This is a genomic window from Bradyrhizobium sp. NBAIM08 (assembly GCF_020193935.1).
Classification (GTDB): domain Bacteria; phylum Pseudomonadota; class Alphaproteobacteria; order Rhizobiales; family Xanthobacteraceae; genus Bradyrhizobium; species Bradyrhizobium yuanmingense.
Map to the genome: position 1 here is coordinate 23,055 of NZ_JADYVR010000026.1, position 19,614 is coordinate 42,668.

The window sequence follows — 19,614 nt, forward strand, 5'->3', positions numbered from 1 at the left end:
GTGGAGTTAGCGGCGCGCGTGGTAGGGACAGCGCTTCTTCTTCTCTCAGATTGAGCGCCGAGCCACGTGGCCGCTAACTCCCAACCATGGGGCCAAAGGATGCATATATTCGAGCGGCACATCACGGCCCTACGGTCGCAAGCGCTTGAGGTGCTTGCAGCCAATCAGGCCCGGGCGGCCGATCAGTCTTTGAGCCTGGCAGATCGCCAAGTCGCGACATTTGATGCCGAGGAGGCTCGGGCAGTGTTAGGCATCCTCGACAGCGTGAAGCCCAATCTTAGGCCGAACGACGCGCGACGGATCGCTGCACGCATACGCGCGCTTCTAGAGTGGGAGGGTTGAGTGCCGCACGACTCTCTCGGGGACAAAGGCGGTCAGCCCCGGTCTTCGGCGACGGTCTGGTCAACAAGGCCTACTTAAACTCGTGAACATCAGCGGCGAAGGAGTTCGACTAGGCAGCTCTCCGGCAATTCATGTCCTGTAGGGTAGCCAAGGTCATTTCGATGAAACGTCAGCTTTCTTGACCAGCACTTTAACGTACGTATCCATCAAGTACACCGAGCGCCTGGCTGAGGCTGGCGTCGAGCCGTCTGTCAGCAGCGTCGGAGATTCCTATGACAACGCTCTTGCCGAAACCATCAACGGTCTCTACAAGGCCGAGGTGATCCATCGGCGCGGGCCATGGCGCAGCTTCGAGGCCGTCGAGTTCGCCACTCTCGAATGGGTCGACTGGTTCAACAACCGGCGGCTCCTGGAGCCCATCGGAAACATCCCGCCGGCCGAAGCCGAGCAACGCTACTACGCCATGCTGGAACAACCAGCCAAGGCGGCATAACTTAAACCAAATGGCCTCCGGCAAACCCGGGGCCGTTGACTATGATTGCCGGAAAGAGCTTCAGCGAGCCTGCGAACAAACCCCTTCGCCTTTTCCTTGGGGATCGTCGTGACGACGGACATGCGCCCGTGCGACTCTTGCTTGCGGGTGCTCAACTTGGGCGCCGCTCGAGCAGGATAGCGCCGATGAGACGCAACCTTCGCTTGCAGCATCGAGTGCAGGCCGCTTAAACTCTAGCCCCTGAGGAGCCCGACGCTCCTTTCGCCAGCCGCCTAATCAGCCTCAAATCATTTGACAACGGACAACGGTTGCCCCGCTTGTGCGGTGCCATCAACCGGTCGGCCCTCTGCTGAGATGTTTCGTTGTCGTGCAGAACTTCGAGACTACAGACGCGAGCGATCGCCACGACGCGGCGCGAGATTCGCTGATGGTTCATGGATTTTGCTTTTAGCTCTGATGCCGGTAGCGGACTGGCTGCCGGGGTTCAGAAACCGTAATCGTGACCGGCCAATGTGCTTTTGGGGTGCCCTTGGACACGGGCGCACCGTCCCCGCCGAACGGGGCTGTTAGCACGCTGGCCCATTGATGGCCACTGATGCTGTCTTCGGTTTCTGAGACCCAAGCCTATGGTCGCACACAACCTAGACGGTTGCAATGTTAATATTCTACTCTAGGCGCGACGAAACCGCGCGCTTCCGCAAGGCTCGACGCTGAAAGAACTTGGCCTTCCATTTGTAGATGCTGGCGTCGCTGACGCCGTGCTTGCGGCATAGATCGGCGACCGACACGCCGACCTCATGCTCCTTCAAAATCCCGATGATCTGCTCGTCCGAAAAGCGGCTGCGCTTCATGCTCTGGTCCTTGTCATGGGCCAGAGCGAACTTCAAACTGGATTAAGCCCGTGGGGCAAGGTCAACGATACAACCGAGTTCAGCTATCAACGCGAGAAGTCAGAAGCGATCGGCATCACCAAAAGCATAAACAGTGGACGGGATAAGGCAGGTCGCCTCAGATCGCACACGGTTTGCGGCATCCTGATGCATTCGAGCCTCGCGGTTACAATTGAAGGAGTGCCGCTGGGGTTGGCGGCCGTTAAGTTCTGGGCCCGGAAGAAATTCAAGGGGACGGCAGCGCTTAAAAAGAAGATCAATCCGACCTGGATTCCCATCGAGAAAAAGGAAAGCGTCCGGTGGTTGGAAAATCTCAAGCAATCTACACAACTCTTGGGTCATCCGGGACGATGCATCCATATTGGTGATCGCGAAAGTGACATCTACGAGCTTTTCTGCGCAGCACAGGAGATCGGAACTCATTTCCTGATCAGGACCTGCATCGACCAGCTTGGCTGGAGATGGGGATCACACGATCGCCGACGAAATGGACGAGGTCGCCGTCAAAGGCCTCCATCGCATCGAAGTCAGAGACAGCAACGACGATCCCGACCAGGCCATTCTTGAGGTTAGGTATCGCAAGATTCGCGTCCTGCCGCCGATCGGAAAGCAGAAGCGCTATCCCGCTCTGACCTTGACGGTGATCCGTGCCGAAGAGCGCGGGACGCCGAAAAACAGAAAGATCGATGGAAACTGATCACCTACCTGCCTGTTGGTTCCCGCACCGACGCCATTGAGAAGCTGGAATGGTATGGTTTGAGATGGAAGATCGAGGTGTTCCACAAGATCCTCAAATCGGGCTGCAAAGCTGAGGAGTCGAAGCTTAGGACCGCCCAGCGTCTGACCAACCTGATCTCGCTCTTTTGCATCCTGAGTTGGCCGGCCTTCTGGATGACGATGCTCAACCGTTCCGCCCCAGACGCGCCACCAACCCTCGCGTTGACTGTGATCTGCGGCTGGCAAACTGGACCATTTTGGCTAGAGTTCTCGCTGCGTAAATCCCCTCGGCTGGGAGGAGCGACGGACCATGAAGGCCTCAAACGTTTCGGACGCCCAGAAGGCGTTCATCCTGAAACAGGGCAACGACGGGGTTGCGGTGGCGAAGATCTGCCGCAAGGCCGGGATCAGCCAGGCGACCTATTACAACTGGAAGATGAAGTATGACGGTCTGCTGCCAACCGAGATCCGCCGGCTGAAGCAGCTCGAGGAGGAGAACGGCAAGCTGAAGAAGCTGGTCGCGGACCTGTCGCTCGACAAGGAGATGCTGCAGGACGTGATCTGCCGAAATGTATGGTCTGCCCCGCCTGTGCAAGGCTCTTGGGCGATCCGACTTCGACAGTCTGCGTAAATGTATCCGGCCTCTCGCGAGTGGGCTGCGGTTGCAGCCAGGCCATAATGAGATCAGCACGCCGCGTTCCCAGATAGCTAATCGGGCACTGGCCCGTTTTCGGCGAAGGGCTTATAAGAGCGAGGATTGCGCAAACTAAGCGCCTTAGTTCGCGCGGGACGGATAGCTCGCAATCTTGCGAGTGAGCTGCCAAAGCTCGACCCTGTTGGTCTCGGCTGATTGCTGTGCTCGCTGCTTAGCCGCTTCCTCATCCGCGCAAATCAGCCTTACGCAGTGCACTATATTCCCGTCGGGCTCGAACAAGTAGACCATGAACTCCTCGATCGAAGGACTTCCAGTCACGCGCCGGCCGTGACTTCGAAGGTTATTGCTTGGTCTGATGGCGCTGCGTGCATGTCTTTGGGTGTGGTCGTCTTCGCTCATGCTTATTTGATCGCGACACCGGCCGGCGTATTGCCCAGTTGCAACGTTCCCTGCATGGACATCGCTCGGATCTTATTCCCCGCTGGTTGCGCTCGACGATAGCTAGAATCAATTCTTCGGCGGCGATCAGAGCCAGCTCCATTTTTTCCTCAACAATGGTCGACGTATCTCGACCGATACTGTCTAGGTGGTTCAGGGCCATCACTTTGAAACTATGGGCTAGGCGCTCCTCGGTATCGTCGCGTGCATAGTCTATAGTAGTATCCAGGTGAGGGACGATTTCAGCCCGTTGCTCGGTCGGTTTTGGTCCGCCAAGCAACGTTATCGCTCGAATAAAGGACTCCTCAATAGGGATCATATCAGGTTTCCTTTGACTGTGATAGGAAGCAGTGATTCCAGCTCGCACCGTTGGTGAAGATTCAGCGGATTGAAAGGCGCGGAACTTCAAGCGGCTTGCCGCTCCTCTTTAAGAAGTACTAGGCAGAGGGTATCTGTAGATTTCTTCGAATTTTCCGTCGACCACATGCCCCACGGCCGATCGTGAACACCGCGTCATCTAAAGCCACCTTTTCGGCTTTGCCCGTATCGATGTTGAAGTATTCACGGTGACGCCGATCTTGTTGACCTGCGACGAACGCCTTGTTCCCCACGCAGACCAAGGGCACGCCCGCTGCAGAACCTGGCACGGCAGCGCTCGACAGGGCCGGCCTCAGAAGCGCGGTCGGAAAGTGGATAAGTGTTCGGTGTGAGATTCCGCCCTGCTGATGCCACGCGCTTTGGTGTTGCGGGGCGGGCGTGGCGGGAAAGGTCGGCGCCGATCTCATGTGGTCAGCGATTAGCTGGCTGGTGGGGGTATGGGTCGTGGCCATATGTCCACTCGATTCTAAATTGGTGGTTTCCCTTTGAACGAGAACCTGAGCGACATGCCCTGCCGCGGCGTCGACGGCGACGCGGTCGCCTCTTCCTCAGTGGCGTAGGGGCCGGAGTACTCAAAATTGAGCGCAACCTTCCACCGGCCTTTATGGCGCGACACGAAGTATTGAACGCCAGCCATAAAGCTTGCTCCGGCCTCGCCCCTGTGATCGACAGATGGCCTTACTCTGCAAATCTGCCGCGGTCGCCTCAACTACCGAATTTGGTGGGCTCGGAAGGAGCAGCGCCTTGTAGTGATAGGGCTGAACTGTTGCTGTGACCGGGGAGACCAACTGCCGGGCCTTGGTCGCTTCCCTTATTCACGAGCGATCGCGGCTGCAATCGGCGAGATCGAGTGTCGAGAGCGAGATGTCGCCTAGCTGCTAGCCAGTCTTTTCTCTCTCGTTAGAGTCAAAGGCTGGATTGATGACGGATTGGGAGACGATCCACTTTTCCATTATGACCGTGATCCCAAGCTCTTGTTCCGTCTCAGCCCTCGGGAAAACATGCGTTCGATCGTCAAACTCGTCAGGGTCCCTCACGGTAGCAGCACGATTTGAGCCGAACCGCGTTGCCGCGCCCTTTCTATTGCCCCCCTGCACGCCCTGGGGAACGTCATTGGGATCTCCGTTCTTAATTCATAGTCTTTGACTGCAATACTGGGCGATATGATCCGGAAGCGCCGATAGCGGCGCCCGCTTGGCTTCTTCCCGTACTCGCGCTCCCACGTCGAAGTGTCAATCCGCACATCCGTCATGTTCGCTGATCGCCTCAAAGATTACAACCTTGCCCTAGCGACCGTGCTTCAGAGCGTCAATTCCTTCGAGCTGGTCGGGGTTGGGCTCGTCCTTGATGTTCCAACGGATATCGCAAGCCGCCGAATCTTCTCCAATCGAACAAGCGCCTCTTGGAGTAACGAGGCTCGGAATTTGCAAGTCGTCGGCGCGGGGTGGCGCTGCTCAGCCGTCCTTCGGAAATCCCTCCGTTCAATGCAGAAACACCATAGCGGCGGCACGCCTGACAGCTCTTTATTTCCGTCAGCTACAAATTCTTGTAGTTGACCCGCGCGGTGTCCTCCGGGCTGAATCGCGATCAACCCCACAGGAGAGCAAAGCTATGTCTCCACTAGAAGCAATCACGCGTTGGCTGGACTCACAAGATTTGGGCATGCAACTTGAGATCGCCGGTTTCGCGACATTCTTGGTTTTCGGGGATGATGACACTTTCACGCTCGGCGACTCGGAGCAGCTCGAGTCTCTTTACCGATGGTTGAACGAGCCAAGCTTGGCATCGGGCATCGCCGCCGAACGTGCCCTGACCTTTCGAGTGTACTTCGCTTCCTTGGCCGAGGATAGATCGACGGGCGCCGGATGGAAGCGAACCGAAGTGTTGGTGCGGAGAATTCTGAAAGACGCTACGCGAGACGGGAGGTTTGCCGCTGCCCGCAAGGCGCAAAGGATGCTTGAGCTCTTGCCCGCCCGAAAAGAGAGCTGGAATCAGGTCGTGAGATCCTGGAATGAATTGGCCGCGACGTATCTAACACACGAGGCTCTCAGTAGTTGGAGCGCCGCCGAGAAGCTCCGAGGCCTGAGGGCGATTTCAAGCACCAGCGTTCCTGTTGCTGGGCTTGGGTCGCCTCATCGAGGCGCTGCTTAATTCTGGTAAAGCCGCAATTCCCCTGTGCTGCGGGGCGAGCGTCTGCATGCACCTGTCGGATCCATGGCGGCCACGCTAGCCGCTTAAAAGCATGACAGCGCATTGAAACTGACCGTCAGGGCCACCGGAGGATATCTCCACCCGACCGGCGGCCCACTTGCGATGCTGTAGCACAAGAGCCGAAACCGGCATCTCAATGGCAGGCACGGCTTCGCGCTTTTCTTCGAACATATGCCAATGCCAGCGGGCCTAACACATCGAGATGAACGAAAGTCTCCGGATAGGCTATATCGTTTCGGTAGCTTCATTGCTCGAGAGCCGCTCAGGCCGATGTTCAGGGCCGTAAAAGGTGGTACGTCCGCCTGCCTTCGGCGCAGACGTGGCTGCTGCTCGACATGATGTCGCGGCGGCGTCAGTGCCGCTGCGAACGAAAACCGACAAATATCGGACAAAATCCGCAATTGGTGACGAAAAGTCCGGATTGGCTATATAATATGAGATCGTTGGATGGGGGAGCCCGATGTCGATCTATAACCCTTTGAGAGACAAGCTGGTCGCAAACAGCTCTGCCTCGCTCAAGATGACCTTTGCCGACATCGAGATGCTTATCGGTCGCTCCCTCCCGAAATCAGCGTATGAATATGATGCGTGGTGGGCCAACGAAGACCCCGTCAAAACAAATCACAGTCACAGCCTTGCGTGGACAGTTCCGGGGTATCAAGCCGAACCAAATCGATTGCAGCGGACAGTAACATTTCGGCGCAGGGGGTAGCATTTTCCGCAAAAGCGAATGCCTTGAACCTGGTTCGCTAATTCGACAATCGAGGATGCGTCGTGAATGAAAATGATCACGCGACACGACTAAGCCCGTATCGACAAGACATGATATTTCTTATCGCAGTAGCCTCTCCCTCCGTTGGCAGCAAGCAAGGGGCGGCCGGGCGCCGATACGCGTGCCGAGCTCGATCTTGGCGTCCCTCATCTCCGCCAGCAGGGCCACGGGATCGAGCGTGCGATAGCTCTCGAAGGCGCCGTTCGTTTGACGCCTTTGCTCAGCTTCGGATGCGCGAGAGCGCACTCAGGGATCATCGCCGCTTCGAGTTTGGGACGGAGCGGATCGGCGACCTTGCCGAACTGCGCCGTTGCAGCTTCTGCATCGAACTCGGTGACGATGAAGGCGAAGACGACACGGCGCCCGGTCTTCCAGCAACCGGCTCACGTGGCTGTTGGAGATGGGTGCCGTAGTCGGCCGCTCCGAGCGCGGTCGTTCAATCCCGAACTCGGCTGGGAGTTCTGTGAGAGCTCCTGGAATAGCCAGTTCTCGGGATGTCGCTCGGCCCGTTTCGCGGCTCAAATTTTATGTATCGACGAGGGTACAGCCCGTGATCGAGAAGGCCAGCCGCAGCAAGAAATTCTGGACTCTTAACTCGATGCGGCGCCGCCGAGCCTTATCGCTGGCCCCTACACACGCCTCCGTCTTACTGCGGATGCATCGTCCGCCCGGAACGAAGTGGAGGAATGCGGCTCGTCCGTCGAAGCTTCGCCGTAAGCGGGAACACTTGCATCCAATGGCCGACGAACGGTCGATACGGCCGGAACGAGGACACGCGGAGCAGCTGCAATCAGGAAACTGACTCGCTGTCGAGGCTGACTCTTGTCATGCTGATGTGCTCGAAGGGCGCGCAGGAGGGGTAACCGCGATTAGACATTTTCGGGTCATGCCACTTAATCAACAGTCGGCGGACAGCATCCGCGACCGACCCGACATGCACTTTGCCCATCGACCGGCCGCTCAGGCGGCGCTTGCGACCCCGTCAACTACCAACCCTTGCAGTTGATGGAGGTGGCGGAAACGTGCCAATCGTCGTCAATACCCCGCCGGGGGCGTCGAATTCGAAACTGGGGTTCAGAAGAATGAAAAAATTGCTGGCGGGCACGGTAGCCCTCATCGCGCTGGCCGCGCCTGCCGCAGCCGCTGATCTGGCTGCGCGCTCCTACGTCAAAGCGCCTCCGGTGGTCATTCCGATCTATGATTGGAGCGGCTTCTACGTCGGCATCAATGGCGGTGGCGGCTCTGCGCATCAGTGCTGGGACGTGGTCAACGCCGGCGGCGTGGTCGTCGCTCCGCCCGTTGGCATGGGGTGCCATCATGCGACGGGAAGCACGGTCGGCGGTCAAATCGGCTACCGCTGGCAAATAGCGAACTCGGTGTTCGGTCTGGAGGCGCAGGGCAATTGGGCCGATTTCAAGGGCTCCAACGCGAACCTTGCTTTCGCAGGCGTCCGGGATGACTCCACGCTTGATGCATTCGGCCTGTTCACGGGCCAAGTCGGCTATGCCTGGAATAACGTGCTGCTCTATGTAAGAGGTGGGGCTGCAGTCGTCCGTGACAAATACCGGGTCTCCGATTTTGCGACCGGGCTCACTATCGACAACGGCAGCGAAACTCGTTGGGGCGGCACGGTAGGGGCGGGCCTTGAATTTGGCTTTGCTCCGAACTGGTCCATCGGCGTTGAATACGACCACCTGTTCATGGGGCGTCGGGATGTGGATTTCTTTTTTTCACCCGGACTCGTGGGTGTTCCGGTGGGCACTTTTGCAGGGACTGCCCGTATCGGTCAGGACGTCGATATCGGCTTGGTCCGTGTGAACTACCGGTGGGGTGGCGTGATCGCCACGACCTATTGATCGATCTTCGCCAAAATGGCGCGGGTTCGCACCAATATCTGAGCCGCATCGCGGCATAGAAACCTTGGCAACAGGGACTCGCATCAATGGCGCTATCGGCTTCTTGTCGGTACATCGGCTCGAGCTGGTTAGGCGTGGTTCAAAGGAATCTGGCTGATCTGGTTATGACGCAGCGCCACGGCGAAGATCGCGGCGAACTCAAGCGTGCTGCCGTGGTCGAACGCCAGCCGCTTAGTGGCTGGCTGCGCCGATTTCCCGGCCCCGTGCCTCCACCTGCATCACCGTCGGCTTTCCGGCCGTCGGAGAATGATGAGGCAAAAAATAGTTTTGTCGACCGTCGTAGTTAACCCGGCCCTCGCTTAGGGAGACACAGGTCATCGATTACAATCGTTCCGGTCGGCCGCACTGGCCACCTCGGACGAAAGGCCGACGAGCGGTCGAAGCGGCGCTCGTGCGAGGGTGGGACATAACGTCGACGACGTGATGGCTTGCGTCATCGTCGCTGCCGATCTCTGCGCCCGATCAGCCTGCCGAACCCCCGCTGGCGCGGATCAATTGGGAGCGCCTCGGAGAGCGGATGCAAAATCTCCAGAGGTGGATCGGCAGCGCTGAAGCGGAACTCTTGTGCTAGGACAGAAACGCGGCTGTCATCCGAGCCGCATTGCCAGCGTCTGCTCGTAGTAGATCACCTCCGCGAAGCCACGGCCGAGGAAGACCGTCAGTGGGTCGGCGACGAAATCAAGCGCGAAGGGGGATGAAGAACAAATCGGTTTGCCTGATCCGACCGGGCTGCAATGAAGATGCCCCCCTTTGACAGGGTTGCCCTCTTTACAACTTCCGATTGCGTGATAGTAATCCCCTCTAGCCCTACGAGGGGGGCGGCCGTGGCGATCATCGAGAACATTCGTCTGCTCAAGGGCGTAGCCGTGTTGCGCTGATTTACTTCATGAGACCCACCTCACCGACCTGCGGAAATACTGTAAACCCTAGCCGCCATCAGCAATGGAGCGCATGTACCGGCTTAACCCAACAAACCATCTGTGTGTCCGGTTTTGTCGCGCTGCAATCAAGACGCCACGATGAGGAGGTCCGGTTCTATGCCTTTGTCATGCTGGCGGGTGACGGCGACGACTACCGGCGCCTGCCGCTGTCAATGCCGCTAGCATGAATAAAATGGGCTAGATACGGCCGAAAGTCGCCCACACCCCGTCTTCGCCGTCCCAGCTGCCGCGGCTCGCCGCCTTGGAGTACTCCGTGGCGCGCTGCTCGAAGAAATTGGCGTGCTCGACGCCATTGAGAATCTCGACGAGCCACGGCAGCGGATGCGCCTTGAGCTGGGTGAACCCGCCCTCCTTCGCCTCGAAGAAGCCGAAGACCGGGGCAATCCGGAGTTGGGCCAGTCGCCAGTCGGCGACGTAGCGGACGTAGGCGTGGATATGCTCAGGCAGCATGCCCTCGATCTTGCCAAGGCCGAAGGCGAGCTCGACGAAGTTCTCCTCCAGCTTCACCATGGTCTTGGCTACGTCGACAATGTCGTCGCGGACGGGGCGCGTCACCGCGCCGGTTTCGCGGTGCCATTCGTGAAATAGCTTGATGATGCCCTCGCAGTGGAGACTCTCGTCGCGCACTGACCAGCTTACGATCTGTCCCATGCCGTTCATCTTGTTGTGGCGTGGGAAGTTCAGCAGCATGGCGAAGCTGGCGAACAAGGCCATGCCTTCGGTGAAGGCGCCGAACATCGCCAGGGTACGGGCGACATCCGCCACGCTGTCGACGCCGAACTCGTGCATGTAGTCCGCCTTGGCGCGCATCTGCGCATAGCCGCGGAATGCCTCGAACTCGGTCTTAGGCATACCGAGCGTCTTGAGCAGCAGGGCATAGGCGTCGATATGAACCGTCTCCATGTTAGTGAAAGCGGCCATCATCATCTGGACGGTGAGTGGCTGGAAGAGCGGAATGTACCGCTTGAAATAGTTGTCGCCGACCTCGATGTCCGACTGAGTGAAGAAACGGAAGATCTGGGTGAGCAGCGCGCGCTCGCTGTCGGTGACGCGGTCCGAAGCCCAGTCGTTGAGGTCGGCGCCGAGCGGCACCTCCTCGCCCATCCAGTGGGTCTGCTGCTGGCGCTTCCAGAACTCGTAAGCCCAGGCATAGCGATCGACGTCGTAGCTGCCGGTCGAGTCAAGGAGGCCGACGCGTCCCTTGCCGATCAACGTGCGCGGATCGGCGCGCGATAGATCGATCACTGACATGCGAGGCACTCCTCATAGTCGGTGCGCTGCCGCGCCGGCTGCTGCGTCGGCGTTGCATCCCCGGCAATCTTGCCGGCGAACGCCGCGCGCGAGATCGACTTTGATCGACAGTAGTAGAGGCTCTTCACCCCACGCTTCCACGCCGTCCAGTGCAGCATGTGGAGGTCCCACTTATCGACGTCGGCCGGCAGATAGAGGTTGATCGACTGGCTCTGGCAAATCAACGCGGCGCGGTCGGCGGCAAGCTCGACGATCCAGCGCTGGTCGATCTCGAAGGCGGTGCGAAAGATCGCTTTCTCGTGCTCCGACAGGACGTCGAGATGGGCGACCGATCCGTCGTGCGCGATGATCGACTCCCAGGTCGCCGAGGTGTCGGCGCCTTTCGCGGCCAGCACCTTAGCGAGGTGCGGATTGCGCACCGAGATGGCGCCGGATAGCGTCTTGTGGGTGTAGATGTTGGCCGGGATCGGCTCAGTGCAGGCGCTGGTGCCGCCGCAGATGATGCTGATCGAGGCGGTCGGCGCGATTGCGATCTTGTGGCTGAAGCGCGCCATCACGCCGCGTTCCAGGGCATCCGGGCACGGGCCACGCTCGCGAGCGAGCGCCACGGATGCCGCATCGGCTTCGCGACGAAGTTTTCGGAACATGTTCAGATTGAATGACTTGGCCAGGGTACCCTGCATTGGAATGCCCTTGGCCTGGAGAAACGAGTGGAAGCCCATGACGCCGAGGCCAACGGAGCGCTCGCGCAGGGCGGCGTAGCGGGCACGCTTCATTCCGTCCGGCGCCACCGTGATGAAGTGCGTGAGCACGTTGTCTAGGAAGCGCATGACGTCCTCGATGAAGCCGGGCTCCTCATTCCACTGGTCCCAGGTCTCGAGGTTGAGCGACGACAGGCAGCACACCGCGGTGCGCTCCTCGCCGCGATGATCGATGCCGGTCGACAGGGTAATCTCGCTGCACAGGTTGGAGGTCGAGACCTTGAGGCCGAGCTCGCGCTGGTGCTTGGGGAGCGCACGGTTCACGGTGTCGATGAACAAGAGATAAGGCTCGCCGGTCTGCAGCCGGTTCTCAAGGATGCGTTGCCACAGCTGGCGGGCATCGATCTCGCGGACGACCTCGTTAGTCTTCGGGCTGCGCAGAGCGAATGCGGTGCCGGCGCCCACGGCACACATGAACTCGTCGGTGACGTTGATGCCGTGATGTAGGTTGAGGCTCTTGCGGTTGAAGTCACCAGACGCCTTGCGGATCTCGAGGAACTCCTCGATCTCGGGATGGTGGATATCGAGATAGACCGCCGCCGAGCCGCGCCGCAACGAGCCCTGGCTGATCGCCAGCGTGAGGCCGTCCGTGACGTGGATGAACGGGATGATGCCCGAGGTGACGCCGCCCCTCGCCTTCTCGCCGATTGAGCGAACATTACCCCAGTAGGTGCCGATGCCGCCGCCATTGGAAGCAAGCCAGACGTTCTCGTTCCAGGTGCCGACGATGCCTTCGAGCGAGTCCGACACTGAGTTAAGGAAGCACGAGATCGGAAGGCCGCGCGTCGTGCCGCCGTTGGAGAGCACCGGTGTGGCCGGCATGAACCACAGCCGAGACATCGCATCATATAGACGTTGGGCATGCGCAACATTGTCCGCGAAGGCGCAAGACACTCGGGCGAACATGTCCTGGAGGCCTTCGCCGGCGAGCAGATAGCGGTCGGTCAGCGTCAGCCTACCAAACGAGGTCAGCAGGTCGTCGCGCGACCGATCGAGCGAAAGGTCAGACGGAGTTGGCGATCGCGCGGGGGGCCTCGGCAGGGGAGCCGGCAATGCTGGGGGGCTGCACAAGACCTTTGCCTGCGCTGAGGGCTGCCGCACACTCGGCAGCTCAATGAGATGACCATACTGATCGAAATCGTAAGACGCCGACATCGGCAACCCCGTGATATTTGGGGGCTGGGACCGTGCGGACGACTTGCGAGGAGACCCGGCCAATGTCCCCGGCTGCAAGCGACCCACCGGGCACCCCGCCCGAGGACATGGGTTCTGTCGCGGTAGGTTTCCTGGCTCGCGGGTCTTCCCAGCGCTGTCGCGCTAATGCCTCGGAATAGCCGCTGCCGGCACAATGGGTTCCCCTTAACTCCGTGCCACCATATAGGCGAATTGAAAACCACGACGACACCACATATAGAAGCCGTTGCCCAGACTCGTCAAGACGGCACAGTCAAGTTAACCAGTTGGAGCAGCCCCGAGGTCGAGGTTCGAAATTCGCCGAGCGCCTGTCCTGAGAGCCTCACTCAAAAAGCATAGATGTCTCAAGGCCTGGCCAATCGGCGAGTTAGGAGCCTCAGATGGGCGACGAGCGGCCAGGCGAGCTCGGTAGCGGCGGAACCTTCGAAGTCTTTGCAGAGATGCCGACATCTGCCGAGCCACGCAAAGGTGCGCTCGACGACCGAGCGCCTGCGATCGGCCAAGATGTGCTCAAGCCTTTGGAAGTGGCGTCGCAAATTCTCCAACAGGGGAACAGCAACCCTGGACATCCTGAATGTTGGCATCGATCGGTTCGCGGTCCGCGAATTGAGTTGGGCCGGATCGGGTTTCGGTAGCCATACGCGTCTCGCCATTCATCGCTTTCTGTGGCCCTTAGATCAAAAATTGTCTGGAGCCCGACCGCAATCGATGCAGCCGCCCGTGGCAATGTCCCACGCTTAGTGGATTTGACCCCGCCAGCTCTCACATCAGACGTGCCAACTTTGCCGAAGAGGCGATTCGTATGCTTTTCGCAGGCCGGGCGAGCCGCCTCACGTGCTCAGTTGTCTGGCCGCGAACATAAGCCGTCCTGACCGAACGCGGTCATGTCAGGTTATTGGCAATCAATCCTAACGGGATGAGCTATGCTTGAGTCTGGGTGACGAGCCGATCCGGCGGCGCGGCCTTGCTGGGTGGGAATGAAGCCGTTCGCAACATTGGCGTGAGCGGCGGCGAAGAACCGTGTTGTATCTCACCAACGACCTTGAAGCCGTGACGTTGGTAAAAGGGAATGTTTTCAGGGTTCGAGCTTTCGAGGTAGGCAACAATGCCGTCCTCATCGCATCGTTGAAGGGCGTAGTTCATCAGCAACGTGCCAAGCCCTTTTCCGACCCAGTTCGGATCGACGGCAATGAGTGGCAGATACCAATGTGGCTCGTGGGGACGATGTTCGGCCATTCTCCGCCGCAAGTGTGCCATATCCTCGGTAATCTCCGGGCGCAGGGATAGCGCCATGATTGCATCCAATGCCTCCTCATCTTGCTGCACGTTGGGAGGCAGCCACAGGGCCGCGCCACGAATCTCTCCCGCGACGTAGGCTGTGCCATGTGCAAATGCTCGGCCCCCACAGGCGTCAATGAACTGAGGCATGCTCCTAAGGTATTGCCCTGGGTCAGGCCAACTCCAACGCATCAACGGATCCGCGGCAAAGCCGAGCACAATGGTCCAGACAGTGCTTGCACGAATGTTTGCGTTCGCAGATCTGATATCTGATTCCTCTGTCATGATGCCGTTTTCGGGGCTCTGTTTTGGCATTGGCCTTCCAAGGAGGAGCATGGCATCGACGCGTCTGACGGTGAGCGGAATGGATGCACCGACGGGGACCCGCCGGGTGCATTTGGTTTCCCTTCCGAGATCTCCGCCTGTCTCAGACGGCTGACGTTGACGGCCACTTCGGACGAAGGCTCCTTGGTCGGCAATGCTTGGATCTACATATTCCTGGCGAGCTTCTGCGCTTCCACGCCCTATCTGGAACCCGCCCCGCCCTTCCCAAAGGAAGCTCCGACGTTCTCAAGGTCGACACGGTTCGGCAGCCTGCAACCGTCCGCGAAGGGAATGACATGAGGACGCCTTTGAGATTGCAAGTGCGAAGAAGTCAGGGCATGGCGAACATCGGGCGATGGCTGCCTGAACCGGGCTCCGGCACGAGCAAACAGCTAGCCAAGTGTCGCGCGTCGAGGTCCAGACTAGGCAGGGAATCATCACCTCGTCTCGTATTGAGCGGTTCTCGTAAGTTTCTTGGTCAAAACACATGCTAAGTGCGAAACCTCCATTGCCAACGTCGTGTCCGCGGTCACCGGCAGAGAGAGCTTTCGTCTGCGAGACTCATATGCGTAGTACAGCGGCTTTCCAATTATCGCATGCTGTCCGCGCTCCTTGATGTTCTTGTGTCCAACAACTCTCGGCGCATCATCGCCGCGATTCGCGATTGTCGGATCAAGGCAACGCGACTGGATACCACGACGCTGCCGCCGTCGACCTACTAAACAACGCAACTTGGGATCGCGCGAGAGCTTTCGTGCCTTGATTGATCGTCAGGCGTGTCGATCGCTCGCACAACGGCGTTAGCTCTATCGAGCGAAAACGTTGCTGTCGTGCCGTCGTCGAACTTGACGCCCAGGTCAGTTGTATCCGCCGCGATCCTTGCCATAGTGGGAAAGACAGCAGGCTGGCGTAGTTGCGCGAGTAATTCTCGTAAAAGAGGTTTTTGGCCACAAGCGTTGATGGCTTCATAGGTCTTGTTCCAACTCACTCCCTGATCGGAACGGTTTGGAAGATTTCTTGGCGCTGGTATGCTTGCCACACCAGGTCCGAGATCCACGTGGTGAGTCATGTTGTTTCGTTCTGTCTTGGAAAACTGTAGTCGGGGCAGCATATCAGAAGGCAATGTAGCGAAGACCTCCCCAGAATGGGTAGGGATCTATCCGCCCTTGATGCTGAGTTGGCCCGGGTTCAACCTTGAGCATAGTCTGTCGAACGCCATCCGGAACTGCCCCCTTTTCGTCATGAAGAACTGCCCCACCATCGGACGTTTGATGGTCGCTTCCGCCGGTGACGGGACGGAGGGAGGCGGAGCCGACCGGACGGCCGTCACCGGCGGTCGGCGGTTTGATGAGCTCTTGGCGCGGAGTCGGTAGCTGTCGCCGCGGATCGTCAGCACGTGGCTGTGGTGCAGGAGCCGGTCGAGGATCGCGGTGGCTACCACGGGATCGGCAAACACGGTGCCCCATTCGGCAACGCTGCGGTTCGACGTGATCAGCATGGCGCCGGTTTCGTAACGGCGACTGACCAGCCGGAAGAACAGATGCGCAGCGTCGGGTTCAGGGGCAGGTAGTCGAGTTCGTCGACGATTAGTAGCTTTGGCTTCGACAGCGCGAGCACTTTTTCGTCCAGATGCCGCTCGCCGTGCGCCTTGGCGAGGCCCGCGACCAGCGTCTTTGCCGTGGTGAACTGCACCGTGTACCCGGCCAGGATCGCCTCTCGCCCGAGAGCAATCGACAGGTGCGTCTTGCCGACGCCTGGCGGACCAGCGTCATAATGCCGGGTGTCTGGGATCTGAGCTGGAGATCCTTTACCCGTTCCATCCGCGATGCGGAGCGTCAGTCGTCATTGTCTCCTGCAAGCGGCTTGGGGGTGAGACGCATTTTGTTATCAGACAACCTGACGCCACCTTAACGCTGCTGCCGGCATGGATGGCGGCTCCCGCCGCCGCTTCCTTCCATCTCAAAGCTGATCCGCAGCTTCCGGTGGATCGTCTACTGGAGGCGCGTCTTCTTGTCGAGGCGCTCTTAGCCTCCTCTTCCAGGGAATCGTCCAACTCGCGAGGAGGCCGTCATGGCGGACGCATCACGTCGTCAGGGGGATCTGCTTGAGAGCCATCCGACATACAGCAGCATTCCAATCGAAGCCCAACAGCAAATGCTCGAGCTGTTAAAGGAGATTCTGAGCGAAGCGCTCACCGACAGCGCAGTCGAGGCACATGACGTGAAACCGGGAGGACGGCGGTGAGCAATATCACGCCTGAGCACCTTGCTCGCCGGGCCGTCGTCTACGTTCACCAGTCGACGGCAGACCAGGTCATCAACAACCGCGAGAGCGAGCGCCGCTAGTACGGCTTGGCCGACCTTGCCCGGCAGCTGGGCTGGAGCGAGGTGGCCGTAATCGACGACGAACTCGGTCGCTCTGGTGGCGGCACCGCGCGTCCCGGTTTCGAGAAGCTGCTCGCCGCCATTTGCGAAGGGCAAGTTGGCGCTGTGGTCTCGAGTGAGGCCTCTCGGCTGGCGCGCAACGGCAGGGATTGGCATACGCTCCTGGAGTTCTACGGGCTCGTTGGAACACTGATCGTCGATGAGGATGGCGTCGACGATCCTCGCCATCCCAACGATCGCCTTCTGCTGGCATGAAAGGCACGCTGAGCGAGATGGAGCTGTCTATCGTTCGGCAACGCTCGCTTGAAGCCTTGGAGCAGAAGGCACGCAGGGGTGAGCTTTTCCTCAACGTCGCCATCGGCTATCTCAAGGTCTCCAACGATCGGATCGACAAGGACCCTGATCGGCGCATTCAGGAGGCGCTCGCACTCGTGTTCACCAAGTTTGCCGAGATGCAGACACCGCGCCAGGTCCACCTCTGCTTACGGCAGGAGCGAATCACTTTGCCCGGGGGGCGGCCATGGCCCCGAGGGCCGCCACGTCGAATGGAAGTTGCCAGTGTACAATACGATCTACCACATCCTGACCAATCCCGCCTATGCTGGCGCCTATGTCTTCGGGCGCTCGGGCAGTCGGGTGACGATCGAGGCCGGCCGCAAGAGGATCGTGCGGGGCTTCCGGCGCGAGCGCAACGACTGGGAGGTTTTGATCAAGGACCACCATGAGGGCTACATTACGTGGGCGGAGTTCGAGAAGAATCAGGGCCTGATCACCGACAACGCCAACGGAAAAAGCTTCATGAGTCGAGGCTCGGTTCGCAGCGGCGAAGGCCTGCTCGCGGGTTCTTCGTTGCGGCCACTGCGGCCGCAAACTTCACGTTACCTACAGCGGTACGCACAGTACTGTCGGGCGGTATCATTGCCGCGGTAGCCAGATCAACCATGGTGGAGACCCGTGCATCTCATTAGGCGGTCTGCGCGCGGATCGCGCGATCAGCGCGGAGGTCATCGCGCGGCTGCAGCCGCTGGGTATACAGGCGGCGCTGGCGGCCATGGAAGCGCGCGGCCGTGAACACGCCGACAAGCTGCGTCAGCTCGAGTTGACTCTGGAGCAGGCACGCTACGAGGCAACTCGCGCTCGTCGGCGATACGAGGCTGTCGATTCGGACAATCGTCTTGTTGCCGGCGAGCTGGAGCGGCGCTGGAACGAACGCCTGGTCGCTGTCCGCGAGCTTGAGGGCGAGCGCGACACGTTGTTGGCTACGCCGGAGATGACGTTGAGCGACATCGATCGCGATCGGTTACTTGCGCTTGATTCCGAACTCAAGAGAGCTTGGGAAAGTCCGGGTGCAACAGCTGCGACGCGCAACAGGATCGTAGCTTCGTATTCGGCAAGAGGACGTAACAACGAGGCAGTGGTGAAGGCGCCGGCACTGTCGGTGTCGCGCTTGCTGGTTGGCAGACCGCGCCATCGCGACAGGCAACCCCGTCGAGGTGGGCGAACTCGACGATCCGCGGCCGGCGATCCTCCGATTGCTTGTGACTGCAACCTCGCGCATGCCATGGCGGATGCGCACCTCGCCAGCCGCGACCGTCACGGTGTACCTCGTCACACGCAAAGCGAGTGATCGGCGCCACGCCCGTCGTGCCGTGGATACGTACGTTCGCCACCCCGCCCTCCCACTCGGCGAGATGCGTCTCGAATGCCTCGCAGCTCGCGAAGGAATGCCCCGCGATCACGTTCTTCTTCACGTAGCGGACGCCATTCTCCGTCTTGCCCTTTGTGCGCGCCCGATACGGTGCGCAGGCGCGAGGACGGAAGCCCCAATGCTTCGCGAACGTGATGAGCTTGTCGTTAAACTGAACCGACCGGCTCATCTGCCGTGGCGCACCACGAGCGCGCGTGGATTGTCCTTCAGCACTTCCTCCGGCACGCCATCGAAGGTCGTGAATGGCTCTCGAGCCCAGCGAACCAGTGCTCTTGCTTTTCGGCGCGGGTCGCCACGAACACAAATGCTTTGACCTTCGCCCCGCCGATATCGACCAGACGCTCGCCGAAGTCGATCTGTAGCTGCCGCCCCGGGGGCGTCTCGAACCGGGTCGTCGCCAGCGCTTCGGCCTTCAGTGCCTGGCGGTAGGGTTGCACGGCGCGTCGCAGCGTTCGCCGGCTGACCGCCAAGCCGTTTTCGGCCAACAGGTCGTGACGGACCGCATCCGCATTGCCGCGATGTCGAATGAACCTCTCGCGCAGCCAGCCTTCAAGGCCATGACCCGCTTCGCCCGCTCAGGCGACTTGAACGGCTACACCCACCCGCGCCACGTAGTCCTTCACCGTCTGCAGCCCAGCTGGCGCGCAATCCGCTTTAGACCTCACCCACACACCCTCAGATGCAACATCTCCGCCACGTCATCTGGCGTATTCATCACCTGCCCCCGTGGATTACTCCACGACAAGCCTTTGATTCGTTCCTCGTTCATTCGCTCTCTCCTCGGCTATCCAAGGAGGGGGCAATTCCTCGTGACGTCGAGGGCCGCATTGCCTGGCTAAAAATGTTACCGGACAACTTCCCTGTCGTGTCTGGGGCGGAGCTGCCGAATCAGATCGGTGGCGGCTATGGCAGGGAAGATCAGCATGCGCGCAAAGCGCGAGATCACATCAGCGCTGGCCGA

At 59.7% G+C, this 19,614-nt stretch carries 11 protein-coding genes, 6 pseudogenes and 1 riboswitch; of the genes and pseudogenes, 10 read left to right on the forward strand and 7 right to left on the reverse strand.

Going from position 1 to position 19,614, the window contains the following annotated elements:
* Positions 1–538: 538 nt before the first annotated feature.
* A pseudogene (locus I6F37_RS37615) lies at positions 539–835 on the forward strand (integrase core domain-containing protein); the annotation flags it as partial.
* Between the two features lie 716 nt (positions 836–1,551).
* Here I6F37_RS37615 and I6F37_RS37620 read toward each other — a convergent pair.
* Positions 1,552–1,686: pseudogene (locus I6F37_RS37620) on the reverse strand (transposase); the annotation flags it as partial.
* A 526-nt stretch (positions 1,687–2,212) separates the two neighbouring features.
* Here I6F37_RS37620 and I6F37_RS37625 point away from each other — a divergent pair.
* The 5 genes and pseudogenes from I6F37_RS37625 (at position 2,213) to I6F37_RS37645 (ending at position 8,752) form a co-directional block, all read left to right on the forward strand.
* Positions 2,213–2,422 (forward strand): hypothetical protein, encoded by a 210-nt coding sequence (locus tag I6F37_RS37625; RefSeq protein ID WP_100213412.1) that lies wholly within the window; start codon positions 2,213–2,215, stop codon positions 2,420–2,422.
* An 8-nt stretch (positions 2,423–2,430) separates the two neighbouring features.
* Positions 2,431–2,889 (forward strand): hypothetical protein, encoded by a 459-nt coding sequence (locus I6F37_RS37630; RefSeq protein ID WP_244431553.1) that lies wholly within the window; start codon positions 2,431–2,433, stop codon positions 2,887–2,889.
* Positions 2,795–3,004: pseudogene (locus tag I6F37_RS37635) on the forward strand (transposase); the annotation flags it as partial. The gene I6F37_RS37630 and the pseudogene I6F37_RS37635, both read left to right, overlap by 95 nt.
* Positions 3,005–6,584: 3,580 nt before the next feature.
* On the forward strand, positions 6,585–6,836 hold the full coding sequence (locus tag I6F37_RS37640) for a hypothetical protein (protein ID WP_014490241.1): 252 nt from the start codon (positions 6,585–6,587) through the stop codon (positions 6,834–6,836).
* Between the two features lie 1,142 nt (positions 6,837–7,978).
* On the forward strand, positions 7,979–8,752 hold the full coding sequence (locus I6F37_RS37645; protein WP_225145055.1) for an outer membrane protein: 774 nt from the start codon (positions 7,979–7,981) through the stop codon (positions 8,750–8,752).
* 1,178 nt (positions 8,753–9,930) lie between these two features.
* On the opposite strand, the gene I6F37_RS37650 is transcribed toward I6F37_RS37645, so the two are convergent.
* The 5 genes and pseudogenes from I6F37_RS37650 to I6F37_RS37670 form a co-directional block, all read right to left on the reverse strand.
* Positions 9,931–11,004 (reverse strand): ribonucleotide-diphosphate reductase subunit beta, encoded by a 1,074-nt coding sequence (locus I6F37_RS37650; protein WP_225154084.1) that lies wholly within the window; start codon positions 11,002–11,004, stop codon positions 9,931–9,933.
* Positions 10,995–12,920, reverse strand: coding sequence for a ribonucleoside-diphosphate reductase subunit alpha (locus I6F37_RS37655; protein WP_225154085.1), 1,926 nt, complete (start codon positions 12,918–12,920; stop codon positions 10,995–10,997). Before I6F37_RS37655 ends, I6F37_RS37650 begins: the two co-directional genes overlap by 10 nt.
* Positions 12,921–13,023: 103 nt before the next feature.
* A riboswitch (cobalamin riboswitch) is annotated at positions 13,024–13,178 on the reverse strand.
* Between the two features lie 125 nt (positions 13,179–13,303).
* Positions 13,304–13,450: pseudogene (locus I6F37_RS37660) on the reverse strand (IS5/IS1182 family transposase); the annotation flags it as partial.
* A gap of 430 nt (positions 13,451–13,880) precedes the next feature.
* On the reverse strand, positions 13,881–14,522 hold the full coding sequence (locus tag I6F37_RS37665; protein ID WP_225154091.1) for an N-acetyltransferase: 642 nt from the start codon (positions 14,520–14,522) through the stop codon (positions 13,881–13,883).
* Positions 14,523–15,921: 1,399 nt separating this feature from the next.
* A pseudogene (locus I6F37_RS37670) lies at positions 15,922–16,325 on the reverse strand (ATP-binding protein); the annotation flags it as partial.
* Positions 16,326–16,631: 306 nt separating this feature from the next.
* Here I6F37_RS37670 and I6F37_RS37675 point away from each other — a divergent pair.
* The 4 genes and pseudogenes from I6F37_RS37675 (at position 16,632) to I6F37_RS37690 (ending at position 18,572) form a co-directional block, all read left to right on the forward strand.
* Positions 16,632–16,805 carry a hypothetical protein gene (locus I6F37_RS37675; RefSeq protein ID WP_157785360.1) on the forward strand — a complete coding sequence of 58 codons (174 nt, stop codon included), beginning with the start codon at positions 16,632–16,634 and terminating at the stop codon, positions 16,803–16,805.
* A gap of 107 nt (positions 16,806–16,912) precedes the next feature.
* Positions 16,913–17,200: a recombinase family protein gene (locus I6F37_RS37680; protein ID WP_225129194.1), complete on the forward strand. Its 288-nt coding sequence runs from the start codon at positions 16,913–16,915 to the stop codon at positions 17,198–17,200.
* A 303-nt stretch (positions 17,201–17,503) separates the two neighbouring features.
* Positions 17,504–17,662, forward strand: a pseudogene (locus I6F37_RS46105) (recombinase family protein); the annotation flags it as partial.
* Positions 17,663–17,996: 334 nt separating this feature from the next.
* Positions 17,997–18,572 (forward strand): hypothetical protein, encoded by a 576-nt coding sequence (locus I6F37_RS37690; RefSeq protein WP_225154086.1) that lies wholly within the window; start codon positions 17,997–17,999, stop codon positions 18,570–18,572.
* 287 nt (positions 18,573–18,859) lie between these two features.
* On the opposite strand, the gene I6F37_RS37695 is transcribed toward I6F37_RS37690, so the two are convergent.
* The gene (locus I6F37_RS37695; RefSeq protein ID WP_225129189.1) at positions 18,860–19,138 is read right to left on the reverse strand and encodes a hypothetical protein; all 279 of its coding nucleotides are present in this window, start codon (positions 19,136–19,138) and stop codon (positions 18,860–18,862) included.
* Positions 19,139–19,614 lie beyond the last annotated feature (476 nt).

Coding starts and splice junctions, on each gene's coding strand:
- I6F37_RS37625 (WP_100213412.1), top strand. CDS start 2,213: ATGGACGAGGTCGCCGTCAAAGGCCTCCATCGCATCGAAGTCAGAGAC.
- I6F37_RS37640 (WP_014490241.1), top strand. CDS start 6,585: ATGTCGATCTATAACCCTTTGAGAGACAAGCTGGTCGCAAACAGCTCT.
- I6F37_RS37645 (WP_225145055.1), top strand. CDS start 7,979: ATGAAAAAATTGCTGGCGGGCACGGTAGCCCTCATCGCGCTGGCCGCG.
- I6F37_RS37650 (WP_225154084.1), bottom strand. CDS start 11,004: ATGTCAGTGATCGATCTATCGCGCGCCGATCCGCGCACGTTGATCGGC.
- I6F37_RS37655 (WP_225154085.1), bottom strand. CDS start 12,920: ATGTCGGCGTCTTACGATTTCGATCAGTATGGTCATCTCATTGAGCTG.
- I6F37_RS37665 (WP_225154091.1), bottom strand. CDS start 14,522: ATGACAGAGGAATCAGATATCAGATCTGCGAACGCAAACATTCGTGCA.
- I6F37_RS37675 (WP_157785360.1), top strand. CDS start 16,632: ATGGCGGACGCATCACGTCGTCAGGGGGATCTGCTTGAGAGCCATCCG.
- I6F37_RS37690 (WP_225154086.1), top strand. CDS start 17,997: ATGGAAGCGCGCGGCCGTGAACACGCCGACAAGCTGCGTCAGCTCGAG.